Annotated in this window: 9 protein-coding genes; 8 read left to right on the top strand and 1 reads right to left on the bottom strand. The window is 62.3% G+C overall.

The window, feature by feature from the left end; genetic code table 11:
* Positions 1-59 precede the first annotated feature (59 nt).
* From BINDI_RS00795 to BINDI_RS00775, 5 genes are all read left to right on the top strand, one after another.
* A complete protein-coding gene (locus BINDI_RS00795) occupies positions 60-2579 on the top strand; it encodes a leucine-rich repeat protein (RefSeq protein WP_033491322.1) in 2520 nt (839 codons plus the stop codon).
* A gap of 167 nt (positions 2580-2746) precedes the next feature.
* Entirely contained in the window at positions 2747-4183 is a 1437-nt protein-coding gene (locus BINDI_RS00790; RefSeq protein WP_033491321.1) for a DHA2 family efflux MFS transporter permease subunit, read from the top strand.
* Between the two features lie 253 nt (positions 4184-4436).
* The gene (locus BINDI_RS00785; RefSeq protein ID WP_033491319.1) at positions 4437-5672 is read left to right on the top strand and encodes an FtsX-like permease family protein; all 1236 of its coding nucleotides are present in this window, start codon (positions 4437-4439) and stop codon (positions 5670-5672) included.
* Entirely contained in the window at positions 5669-6556 is an 888-nt protein-coding gene (locus tag BINDI_RS07040) for an ATP-binding cassette domain-containing protein (protein ID WP_051875570.1), read from the top strand. Before BINDI_RS00785 ends, BINDI_RS07040 begins: the two co-directional genes overlap by 4 nt.
* A gap of 34 nt (positions 6557-6590) precedes the next feature.
* Entirely contained in the window at positions 6591-7517 is a 927-nt protein-coding gene (locus BINDI_RS00775; protein WP_033491317.1) for an ATP-grasp domain-containing protein, read from the top strand.
* Positions 7518-7520: 3 nt separating this feature from the next.
* On the opposite strand, the gene BINDI_RS00770 is transcribed toward BINDI_RS00775, so the two are convergent.
* Positions 7521-8222, bottom strand: coding sequence for an HD domain-containing protein (locus BINDI_RS00770; protein WP_033491338.1), 702 nt, complete (start codon positions 8220-8222; stop codon positions 7521-7523).
* Positions 8223-8368: 146 nt separating this feature from the next.
* Here BINDI_RS00770 and zwf point away from each other — a divergent pair, with 146 nt between their 5' ends.
* Genes zwf through pgl form a run of 3 tightly spaced genes read left to right on the top strand, consistent with a single transcriptional unit; the run spans position 8369 to position 11819 of the window.
* Positions 8369-9934 (top strand): glucose-6-phosphate dehydrogenase, encoded by a 1566-nt coding sequence (zwf, locus tag BINDI_RS00765; RefSeq protein ID WP_169742263.1) that lies wholly within the window; start codon positions 8369-8371, stop codon positions 9932-9934.
* On the top strand, positions 9931-10962 hold the full coding sequence (locus BINDI_RS00760) for a glucose-6-phosphate dehydrogenase assembly protein OpcA (RefSeq protein ID WP_033491336.1): 1032 nt from the start codon (positions 9931-9933) through the stop codon (positions 10960-10962). Before zwf ends, BINDI_RS00760 begins: the two co-directional genes overlap by 4 nt.
* Before the next feature lie 56 nt (positions 10963-11018).
* The gene (gene pgl, locus BINDI_RS00755; RefSeq protein ID WP_033491313.1) at positions 11019-11819 is read left to right on the top strand and encodes a 6-phosphogluconolactonase; all 801 of its coding nucleotides are present in this window, start codon (positions 11019-11021) and stop codon (positions 11817-11819) included.
* Positions 11820-12078: the final 259 nt, after the last annotated feature.

The raw sequence follows: 12078 nt of genomic DNA, 5'->3' as shown, positions 1-12078 counted from the left end.
TGATCACTTTGTGCGCATGGAGCCTGCAGCAGGGTGTAGGGGTAGTGAGATGAGGACTGATGACATACAGGTTGGGCGGTAAAGGGACAGGTTGCGGTTCCCTGTCTTCTGGGGACTTTACGTCCCGCGCCAAGACCTGTATAACGAATCTGCTGGTCATCGGCCTACTGGGCACACTCACGCTCCTGGGCGTGCCGCAGAGCGCCCAGGCAGACGAAGCCGGCGGCACGAAGACACCTGAGCAGACACAGACCTCGAGTCAGCCATCACCTGGCCAGCCGCAACCGGACCAGTCAACACCGACCCAGACATCAGGGCAGACCCCGAACCCACAACCCCGGCAGGAGCAGGGAAACCAGGTACAGAGCCAGGAAACCCAGACGACCACGACCTCCGGAGACGGTGGATGCACCGTCGCGGCCGAACCCGATAAGTGGAACTGGACCATCACCAGCGAGGCCAACAAAACCGCCGAACTCGGCAAGTACATTCCCAACTGGGGGTGGATCCCGGCCGGAGGCGAGGTCCGCCTGCCCGGCACCTTCACCAAGAACGGGAACACCTATACGGTGACCTCCATCGGCGAACAGGCCTTGATATATCAACCCGGCAGCCTTGTCATCAACCATCTCTGCATGCCGGACACGGTGGAGACCATAAAGACCGAAGCCTTCTACAACACGAAGATCGCCGACATCCACCTGTCCTCAAATCTGAAGACCATCGGCGAACAGGCCTTCGCATACAGCGACATCCCTTCAATCACCATCCCCAGCAAGGTGGAAACCATCGGGAACTCGGCCTTCCTCAACAATGACACCCACGCCAACAGGCTCAACACCCTCGATCTCAGCCAGGCCACCTCCCTGACCAGCATCGGAGCCTACGCCTTCTACGGATCCGGTCTGACCTCGGTAGCCATCCCCGGCAAGGTAAAGACCATCGGCGACAACGCCTTTTCCCACAGCCCCAACAATTCATCCGCACTGTCCACCGTTGACTTCAGCCAGGCCACCTCCCTGACCAGCATCGGGAAGAGCGCCTTCTGGAACACCCACCTGACCTCGGTCGCGATACCCCCAAAGGTGGAGACCATCGGCGACAACGCCTTCGGCAGCATATCGAACCTGACTCAGCTGGACATGAGCGGGGCGGACTCCTTGTCCAGCATCGGCACGGAGGCCTTCATATACGGCAGGATCCAGAACAGCATCACCCTTCCGCCAAACCTGAAGACCATCGCCGACAGAGCCTTCTTCGGCAATCTCATCAGCAGGTTGGATCTACCGGCCACCTCCGCACTGCAGACCATCGGCAATTCCGCCTTCGCCTACAACCGCATCATGGGGGGCGCGAATTCCAAGGACCTCATATTCCCCGACAACCTGACCAACATCGGCCAACTCGCCTTCGTGGGCAACCTGATCACATCGGTGCATTCCACCAAACCCGTCAGCATCGGCGACCATGCCTTCGACTACAACAACATCTCCGAACTGTTTCTCCCCTCGGCCCGGTTGAGTGGCACCTCGCCGGCCAATATCGAGAACGCCACCATCTACTTCGCTCCCAACAAGCCCAGCATCACTTTTAGTGAGCTCTTCGGCGAAACCGATGTCGCCGGACAGAAGCTGGACCATATCGATATCAATCCCAACAACGTGTGGTCTTCCACCGGGGTCTCATACTCCCCGACGGACGGGAAGTTCACCGTTCCACATGGCACAAGCAGCTTCCGCTTCGCCTGGGACATGGAGATGAACGGGCGGTCCGTCTTCAATGGCTACTACCAGGTATATCTGAACGCGGACAGAATCAGGGTCCGTGACTCCTACAGCTCCTATGGAGCCAGGTGGACGCCCTATGAGAACCTCATGTCGGCCACGGATGGGAACGGAAACCACCTGACCCTCGACGACCTCGACATCATCCTGACCAACCCCCAAGGCGTGGTGCAGTCCAATAGCAGCCCGGATCACAGCAACATGTCGCAGACGCTGAACGGGGAGGGTGCCTGGCACGTCCAGTTCAGATACCCCAGGGGGAGCACCAGTGCTCTTCTAATCGGCGATGCCAATATCAACGTCACGCACCATCTCACGGCGAAGCTCACCGGAAGCTCGTCCGTAGCAAGGACCGGGGAGATGCTGAAACCCGAAACCGGGAAGTACTCCGTGACCATCTACGATACCGATGGGACCACCGTTTACCCGGCCAACCTCTCCCTGACCTCAGGCGATCTGCAGGTACAGAAGGATGACGGTACCGTTCTGGGCGAGGGGGCCACCGCGGTGGGGACCTACCAGGTCAGACTGAGTGCACGGGGAAAGGCCCACATCGTCAGCCAGCTGGATGTGAACCACGTGGGCACCAAGTGGTTCGATGTCGATTACAGCATGAACGACGCCACCTTCACCATCGTAGCGTCCTCCTACCAACTGCCGCTGGCAGGAGGAGATCCAACCAAGGCCATCATCGGATCGCTGCTGGCGGGAGCCTCCCTTCTTGGAACCTCCATCTTCCTGACGAATCTCTTCCTGAAGCGCCATGGAGGGTGGAGGAATTACCTGGCCGGATAGGAACCCGTCAGAGGTCACGGAGTTCCTCCGTTCGGCGGCGATGTGATTCAGCGCCCTGCCCACGCGTTCTCAGGAAAAGCCCGGGGCTTCAATAGACATGCCGACTTACGAAAAGTCGTTTCACTCCCTAATATGACAACCTGTTTGCTTTGAGAAGGAGAGGAACATTGGAAGAACCGTCCAAGCCTGCAGCCCCGACACAATCGAGGGTCCAGGTCGACCACCCCTGGCCCGCCATCGCCGCCTTGATGATAGGCGCATTCGTGGGCATGTTGAGTGAGACCTCGCTCAACATCGCCCTGCCCAACCTGATGGAGAGCCTGCACATACCCGGTGCCACGGTCCAGTGGCTGGTCACCGGCTACATGCTGGTGATCGGCATCGTCCTGCCCTTCTCCAGCCTGATTTCCAAGTGGTTCACGACCCGGCAGACCGTAATCTTCGGGCTGGCCGCCTTCCTGGTGGGCTCTGTTATCTCCGCTTTGGCACCCAACTTCGGCATCCTCCTTGCCGGCAGGCTGATTCAGGGTATCGGCACGGGTCTGATATTGCCGCTCATGTTCACGGTGGCCATGCTGATCTTCCCCCCGGCCAAGCTGGGCACGGTCATGGGCATGTGCGCCCTGGTCATCATGTTCGCTCCGGCCATTGGCCCCACCCTGACCGGCCTGGTCCTGGGCAGCTTCTCCTGGCGCTGGGTCTTCTGGCTCTTCACCCCCTTCCTGGTCGTTGCCCTGATCTTCGCCATCTTCTTCCTGAAGAATGTGGGAACCATCACCAGGCAGAAGCCCGACTTCCTCTCCATTCTGGAATCGATCATCGGCTTCGGCGGCCTCGTGGCGGGTGTCAGCCTGGCCAGCAAGTACGGCTGGGACTCCCTTGTCACCCTGACTGTGCTGGTTGTGGCCATCATCGCCCTGGTGCTCTATGTGCGCCGCCAGCTGGGCATGGAGAACCCCGTGCTGAACCTGCGCATCTTCTCCATCCCGGCCTTCCGCTATGGCGCAACCCTGGTCATGCTGGACTTCGCGGTCATCCTCTCGTCCATGTACATCCTGCCCCAGTTCCTCCAGCGCGGACTCCTCCTGCCGGTGGCCATGACCGGTATCCTGATGCTCCCCGGAGGGGTCATCAACGCCCTGGTCTCGGCGTTCGCAGGCAGGCTCTATGACGGATTCGGCGCCCGTATCCCCGTCAGGGTCGGTTTCATCGTGGCTCTGATCGGCGGCGTCATGCTGCTCTTCGCCACCCCGAACAGCCCGGCCCTCTTCGTGGTGGCGGCCCACGTCATCCTGATGATCGGCTGCCCCCTGGCCATGTCACCGGCTCAGACCTATGCCTTGAATTCCCTGACCGGTGCCCAGTCCGGCGACGGCAGCACCATCATCAACACCATGCAGCAGATCGTCGGTGCAGTGGCGACGGCTGTGGCGACTTCGCTCCTGGCCATTGGCGAATCCCACGCAAGTACCACCGACAAGGCCGCGGCCTTCACCAACGGGACCCACTATGGCATCTGGTTCACCATCGTCCTGATTGTCATCGCCCTGGTCATCTCGCTGAAGGTGCGTAGATTCTCTCACGCGGACGATCAGGAGGCCTGACCCAGGTCCGGCCTTCGTCCATCTTCCGGGCGTCCGGCCCCTGCGGGAAGCGATTCCCAGCCAGGGGCGGGCGCCCGACTTTGTTCAGCAGACATTCAGCTTTCTCCATGATTGACTCCCTACTCTTGGCACCGTCTTTCGCTAGACTGGAATTCGGCGAATCGGTACCCCTGGCCGCCCTGACCTGAGGGACCGACCCGAACCCCGGGCGGTCGGCCCCGACCGCATCCGGGTGCTAATCAGGAAGGGTGCAATGTTCGTTCTCAAGAACGCCTGGCTCACCATCAGGCGGCATCTGGCCCGCAGCCTCGTCTTTTTCCTGGCCTGCTTGGCTGTGGCCGCCCTGACCCTGGTCGGAGCCACCGTGGTCAAGATCGACCGCACGGCCAGGACCAGCGGCTATGAGGCCCAGACGGCCGATGCGGTCATCACCCCCAAAAAAGGTTCCAAGGCCAAGCCCCTGGGCTGGGAGGAGTACTCCAAGTACGCACAGCAACTCCAGCCCACCCTGCAGTACAAGGCCTACTTCACCGAAACCTCGCGGGTGGACGTCGAGGGACTCACCACCAAGGGGACCTTCTCGGTCCTGGGAATTTCGAGCAAGGATGCCGAACCCAGCCTGCCCTACGGGACCTTCCGGATAATCGAAGGCAAGGGAATCGACTACACCTCCCAGGACAACTCCGGTGTGCAATCAATCCTGATATCCGAAAAGACCGCCAGGGCCAACAAGGCCAAGGTGGGCGACAAGGTGTCGCTGACCAACCCCTTCAAGACCGACCTGACCACCCAGGTGAAGGTGGGTGGAATCTACACCTACGGCAAGCGGTCCGTACCCGAGTCCGCATACGACACCATCTACACCGGTTACCCGGTCTTCGCCAATCTTGAGCTGGATACGGCCAGCGAACCCGGATCCGAAGGGCATGACCTGCATGTGGCCTTTGTGCTCTCCTCCCCCTCGGACTACCGAGAGTTCATCAAGGCCATGCGTAAAAACGGGCTCAAGGAGTCCAAATACGACATATCCTCACCCAGCCTGGACCGGTACGAGAAGCAGCTCCAGCCCGTGCACCAGGCCGCCGACCAGGCCAGGACCGGCATCATCCTTGTCTCGATACTGGGCGGGCTGATTCTTCTGGTCTCGCTGTTCCTGATGCTGAAATCACGTAGGAACGAAATCGGAATGGCCGTGACCATCGGCATCCACAAGGCACGCCTGGGATGGCAGTTCGCCCTGGAGACCCTCCTCCTCTCCATCCCCGGTCTGGGACTGGGCCTGGGGCTGGGAGCACTGGTCAGCAAGCCGCTGATCCAGGCAAGGTTCGACCTGGGCAAGCTGGCCGTCGCGGCCGACATCAGCCTGGTCTGGCGGGTGGCACTGATCGGCATGGCCGTCTGTGCGGTCATGGCCCTGGTGGCCTCCCTACGGGTGGCTGCATTCAAGACCTCACAGCTGTACACCAACGACCTGGAGGAGCGCGCATGAGCGACCAGAAGCAGGACCGTGACGACCAGGACGAGATGGACGAGGACATGCTCCGCGAAGAGTCGGATGCCGCTGAGGCTGCTGGGGCGCCCGAAGAGGACGTGGAGGAGATGACCTTTGATGTGGTCATCGAGCAGAAGGCCCCTGACGGGGACGAGGATACGGACACGGCCGAAGACCCCCTCCTCGGGCAGATGGACGGGACCGTCCTGGTACCCGGCGGATACCCCGTACTCTCCCTGAGGCATGTGGAGTTCACCAGAAAGGTCAAGGGGCAGACCGAGCTGATCCTTGATGACGTGAACCTCGACTTCCAGATGCGCCGCCTCTACTCGGTCGTGACCAGGTCACCCGCCAAGCAGGCCGCCCTGATGGCCCTGATGACCGGGCTCCGCGCACCCACCGAGGGCAACGTGCTCTTCCGAGGCACCGACCTGCGGCAGCTGGAGGCCTCGGACTACCGCGGACACCAGATCGGGGTCATATTCGGCACCGACGCCCTAAGGGACGACCTGACCGCTGTGGAGAACCTGGTCTACACCATGGACGCCAGCGGAAGGACCTTCCTGGGCCCCAAGGACAACCTGGCCCGGCACATGCTCGACAGGGTCGGGTTCCCCGACAACCTTCAATCCAAGCCCGCCAAGGACCTCGACGGCCTGAACTACCGTCTGGCCTCCGTGGCCCGCGCCCTGTGCTGCGAGTGCGATGTGCTGATTGCCGACGAACCTACCGAAGGCCTGGAACCCGGAGACTGGGACACCATCCTGGCAACTTTGAAGAAGGTCTCGCGCCGAAACGACTGCTCTGTGGTCATCGTCACCTCCGACAGCACCGATACGGCCGAGGAGTGGACCTACGACGATCGCTTCATCGTCGACTGAGCCGAACAGGCTCCCACCCGGGCCCGGTACCGCCGTGCGGTCAACCTGCCACGTCGTTTCGCATGACGGGTGGATTGCCCGGACCATCCGCCAGGCCCTCCCCTCGGATACCGCCTGGGACCTGGTCCGGCATGATGGCCTGGCGCCGACGCGGGACCTGGGCGACAATGACGCCCTTTGGATAGACCCCGGGCTGCTGATTGCGCAAAACGCCTGGTTGGAATCCCTGGGGCGGCCTCCCATGACCCTGATGGCCCCGCCAGCCGACTGTCTGGGCGGACTGGGCGAGGGTCTGCTGGGGCGCAGGGTCATGGTGGCCTGCGCCGGAGAGGTTCGGCAGTGGCGGCACCCTCCCGCAGGCTTGGGGGACCGACCCTGGTCCCAGATTGCCGGCGGCAGGGTACCGGCATTCCGTGCCGCACGCCGGACTCTGTCTCAACTGCGCCAGGACCTGGCCGAGGCTCCCGATGATGCACGGATTCAAATCAGCCGGCATATTGATGACATCGACCAGGAGTGGCGGGTGGTGGTCCTGGGTGGTCGCGCCGTGGCCTCCAGTGGATATTGCCGCCATATCGGATCGGATGACCACGACATCATCACGGTCTTCGATGAGGCCTCCTTCGATCCGAACCTGCGTGCGCCGGCCGAGGAGACAGCCGTTCACGCGGCAGCACTCGGGGGCATGGACGCGGTCTGCATCGACCTGGCCTTCCCTGCGAGTTCCTCTCCGAACCGGGCGCCCGAGCTGATGCACCCGTTCGTGCTGGAGGTCAATCCCGCCTGGTGCTGCTCCCCCTATGACTACGGACAGGCGGGCATGGCCGGATTTCTGGCCGCCATCGCAGCCGGACGCAGACCCGAAGGCACGCACCTTGCGGGCGCAGTCCCCTACAATCCGGATCCCTGGATGGCCGACCAATTCCGCAATCGGTATCGGTCCTACTGGGGCAAGGCCTAAGTCTCAGACAATCTCCATGCCGTAGTGATCGGCGAGGGGTTTCAGGTCCGGCACCCCGTACTTGGCGACCAGGTCCTGCCAACGCTTCAGGTTGTCCGGTCCGTACTTGGCGGTGCGCCTGGCGGCCGTGGCCTCCGAGACGAATATGGGAGGCTGGCGTTTGCTGTGGAACTTGTCCGCGTACATGACCACCTCCTGCTCCAGGTTGACGGGTACGTAATCGTCAGGAGGAAGGTTCAGATGTTCCTCCTCGACCTGCCGACGGGTCAGCCCGACCCCGGTATGGTTCCGGGCGAACTGGGCCACGGACTCGTCGACCCCCTCGTCGATGAGGAGCCTGTATCCCTCCAGGCCGTGCTGGATGTAGCGCTCACCCTGGAAGGTCAGGGGGCGGCCCTCGGCACCATCATCCTTGAGTATCAGGTAGGTGCCGATGTCATGCAGCAGGGCACCGACCTGCACCAGGTCGCGGTTGAGGAGACGGGGCGGGATGCTTCCCCCGCCATGTGCCGGGTCACGCTCGGGCGCATCCTGTGGCAGGGTGCACTGTTTGAGGAAAAGGGCATTGACCCGATCGGTGATTCCCACGGCGATGGTGGAGATTATCGAGCAGTGGGTGTGTATCAGATCGTAGGCGGCCTGCGAGGGGGCCACCTTGCGGTGCAGCGCCTCGGCCATTTCAACATTCGGAACCATAAGGACCATTCTAGGGAGGTCGGCCGGGAAATGTGACTTTACCGACTGTTGCCCTACATTCACGAACATATCCTTTCCCTTGGGGGAGCAAATACTAGACTGGTGAGCACATATTCATGAGGAGCACTATGGCCACTACACCCAACCGGCGCCCCATGGAGGATTCCGCCCACAGCGGCGGCAGTCCATCCATGCAGGAACCCTGGCATAATCCACTGCTGGATCCGCGCGATCTGCGCATGCCCCGTATCGCCGGTCCCAGCTCGCTGGTCATCTTCGGTGTTACGGGCGACCTGGCCAAGAAGAAGCTGCTACCGGCCGTCTACGACCTGGCCAACAGGGGCCTCCTGCCCGCCAGTTTCGGGCTGATCGGATTCGGTCGACGCGACTGGGACGATCAGGCCTTTGCCTCCTTCGCCGAGGAGAACGTACGAGCATACTGCCGGACCCCCTTCAATGAGTCCACATGGCGGCACCTGAGCCAGGGCATGCGGTTCGTCAAGGGGACCTTCGACGATTCGGAGGCCTTCCGGCACCTCTCGGCCACGGTTTCCGAACTCGACAGGGTGCGCGGTACACGCGGCAACCACGCCTTCTACATGTCGGTACCACCCAAGGCTTTCCCCATCGTGGCCCGCCAGCTGGCCGAATCCGGCCTCTCCCACTCCAAGGAGGGCGCCTGGCGCAGGGTCATCATAGAGAAACCCTTCGGCCGCGACCTGGCCTCGGCCAAGGAACTCGACCGGGTGGTCTCCGAGGTGTTCGAGCCCGATTCCGTATTCAGGATCGACCATTACCTGGGCAAGGAGACCGTGCAGAACCTGCTCGCCCTACGCTTCGCCAACATGATGTTCGAGCCGGTCTGGAACTCCAACTACGTATCCCATGTACAGATCACCATGGCCGAAGACATGGGCATCGGCGGCAGGGCCGGTTACTACGACGGTATCGGCGCCGCCCGTGACGTGATCCAGAACCACCTCCTGCAGCTCATGGCCCTGACCGCCATGGAGGAGCCGGTGTCATTCGCGGCAGAAGACCTGACCGCCGAGAAGACCAAGGTGCTTTCGGCCATCCGCCTGCCCAAGGATCTGGCCGCCCATACCGCCCGAGGGCAGTACGCCGCCGGCTGGCAGGGGTCACAGCATGTGGCCGGCTACCTGGATGAGGAGGGAATCAGCCCCGATTCCACCACCGAGACCTATGCCGCCATCCGCCTGGATGTTGACACCCGACGCTGGGCGGGGGTCCCCTTCTACCTGCGTACGGGCAAGCGGCTGGGCAAGCGGGTGAGCGAAATCGCGGTGGTCTTCAAACGCGCCCCCCACCTCCCCTTCGAGGCCACGGCGACCAGGGAGCTCGGCGCCAACGCCGTGGTGATACGCGTCCAGCCCGACGAGGGCGTCACCATGCGGTTCGGTGCCAAGACCCCCGGATCGGCCATGGAGGTCAGGGATGTGAACATGGACTTTTCCTACGGTCGGTCCTTCACCGAGGCCTCCCCGGAGGCATACGAGCGACTGATTCTGGATGTACTCCTGGGAGACCCGCCCCTCTTCCCCACCACAGAGGAGGTCAACCTCTCCTGGAAGATCCTCGATCCGATTGAGGAATTCTGGTCCGGGCAGGGTCAACCGCAGCCATACCGGGCCGGTACCTGGGGTCCTGAAGAGGCCGACCGGATGCTCGCCCGAGATGGATACCATTGGAGGATGCCATGATTGTCAGGCTGAACAACACCACAACCTCCGCAATAGCGCGCGAGATTGATGAACTCCATGTGGAACGAGGCGAGGCCGCCCAAGGCAGAGTGCTGACCCTGGTCATCATCACCGATGGCCCCCATCTGGAAACCGCCCTGGAGACCATCAACTCAGCCAGTCGGGAACACCCCTGCCGGGTGATTGCCATGGTGACCGATGCCGAGGGGCACACGACCGCAGAGCCGGGCCCCGAGGAATCCGCGCCTGCCCGTCAGATCGACCCGGATGACGAGTGCATCTCCTACAAGGCCACCGAGCACGGGGGTGAGCACACCCTGGATGCCGAAATACGGTTCGGCTCGGACGCCGGGGCGGGCGAAGTGGTGGTGCTGAAGCCGGTCACAGCGCTCCTGGACCACTCCGATGCCCTGGTCATCCCCCTCCTGGTTCCTGATGCACCCCTGGTGGTCTGGTGGCCCGGAAACCCGCCACAGGACCCATCCAAGGACCCCATCGGGGCCATGGCAACCAGCCGCATCACCGATGTGATGGGATCCGATGACCGCCAGGCCGCCTTCGCCTCGCTTCTGGAGCACTCCGGCGCGGAGGACGTGGACCTTTCCTGGACAAGAACCACCATCTGGCGGGCTCTGCTCGCCTCCATGGTCGACCAGCCGCCCCACCTGCCCATCACCTCCGCACGGGTGACCGGCCAGTCCCACTACCTGCCCTTGGAGCTCCTGGCCTCATGGCTGGCCCTGAAACTCCATGTGCCGGTAAGCGTGGAACGGGACCCTGAAGCCCGTGCCATCACAGGCGTGTACTTCGAGCGCAGCGACGGGACCATGAGCATGGAACGACACAAGACGGACCAGGCCAGGATCAACCAGCCAGGCCAGGCCAGCCAGGCCATCTCCATGCCTCTGCGCACGGCCGTGGACTGCATGAGCGAGGAACTTGGCCGTCTCGACCCCGACGAGGTCTATCAGGACGTGATTCGGCAGGGCTGGCCCATGGTCGACCACAACAGCCAGGACCAACCCTGATTCATTCAGGCAGCCGGAACCCGCGCACGGTCGGTAATGACCATAAGGAGAATCGTATGAACGAGCGTCAAGTCATCGTCTATAAGGACACCTATGCGATGAACAGTGCCGTGGCCTACCGGGCGGTGCTGGAAATGGGCGATGTCATCGCCAGGAGGGGACGGGTCGACGTGGCCCTGACCGGCGGGCGAGACTCCGTGGACATATACCTCAAGATGGCCTCATTCCCCCAGAAGGACCTGCTGGATTGGAGCAAGGTCCACTTATGGTGGAGCGATGAGCGGTTCATCAGCGCAGAGGATGGCGAACGCAATTCCCTGCAGGCCCGACAGTGCTTCGACAAGGACGTCTTCAGTGAGGGCAATGCACTGGCCGAGGGGCATATTCACGAGATGCCCGCCGACCCCCGCACCCCCGAGCAGGTTGCCTCCGCGACCGACGAGGAAAACGAGGAGTACCTGATTCGGGCCGCCCAGTCCTACCAGGACGAGATCATCAAGGAAATCGGCCCTGACGGACACATGGACCTTGCCGTCTTCGGGGTAGGCCCCGATGGACACTACGCTTCGCTCTTCCCTGACCGACCCGAGGTCCTGATTACCGACGAGAGCAAGCTGGTGGTCGGAGTGAGCCACTCCCCCAAGCTCCCCCCGCTCCGGCTGACCATGACCAACCCGTTCATCCGCCGGACACCCAAGGTCTGGCTCTTCACTTCCACCAAGGAAAAAGCCCGGGCGGTGAGCCAGGCCCTGGCAGGCGTGGATAATCCGCACGTCCCCTCTTCCTTCGCACGGGGCACCGAACAAACGCTCTGGCTTCTGGATAAGGACGCCGCTGGCGAACTGCAGCACGTGTAGGCCTACCGATTCCAGCCGATACGGGTATACCGGCCAGACCGGGGCCATCCGCCCCTCATTCGGCATTACGACTTGGCTCCGGCTACAACCACTCGTTCTGGCGGCATCACTCAGCCCTACTCACCGTCGACAGGGCTGGTGCACCTACAATTCACTACCAGCGTGAAACAATTTGTTTCATCCTGCGGGTCGACTGCAGGGTGCAATGGTACGGTATACCTCTAATCTGATGTTGGGATAGCCCTTGATCCGGTCCTGA

The organism is Bifidobacterium [indicum] DSM 20214 = LMG 11587 (assembly GCF_000706765.1).
Lineage (GTDB): Bacteria > Actinomycetota > Actinomycetes > Actinomycetales > Bifidobacteriaceae > Bombiscardovia > Bombiscardovia coryneformis.
This window is presented reverse-complemented; position numbering and strand designations above follow the sequence as displayed.

What these genes read in the sequence shown, in the direction of transcription:
- zwf (WP_169742263.1), top strand. Translation starts at nt 8,369, where the DNA reads ATGGAGGATTCCGCCCACAGCGGCGGCAGTCCATCCATGCAGGAACCC.
- pgl (WP_033491313.1), top strand. Translation starts at nt 11,019, where the DNA reads ATGAACGAGCGTCAAGTCATCGTCTATAAGGACACCTATGCGATGAAC.
- BINDI_RS00760 (WP_033491336.1), top strand. Translation starts at nt 9,931, where the DNA reads ATGATTGTCAGGCTGAACAACACCACAACCTCCGCAATAGCGCGCGAG.
- BINDI_RS00770 (WP_033491338.1), bottom strand. Translation starts at nt 8,222, where the DNA reads ATGGTCCTTATGGTTCCGAATGTTGAAATGGCCGAGGCGCTGCACCGC.
- BINDI_RS07040 (WP_051875570.1), top strand. Translation starts at nt 5,669, where the DNA reads ATGAGCGACCAGAAGCAGGACCGTGACGACCAGGACGAGATGGACGAG.
- BINDI_RS00795 (WP_033491322.1), top strand. Translation starts at nt 60, where the DNA reads ATGACATACAGGTTGGGCGGTAAAGGGACAGGTTGCGGTTCCCTGTCT.
- BINDI_RS00785 (WP_033491319.1), top strand. Translation starts at nt 4,437, where the DNA reads ATGTTCGTTCTCAAGAACGCCTGGCTCACCATCAGGCGGCATCTGGCC.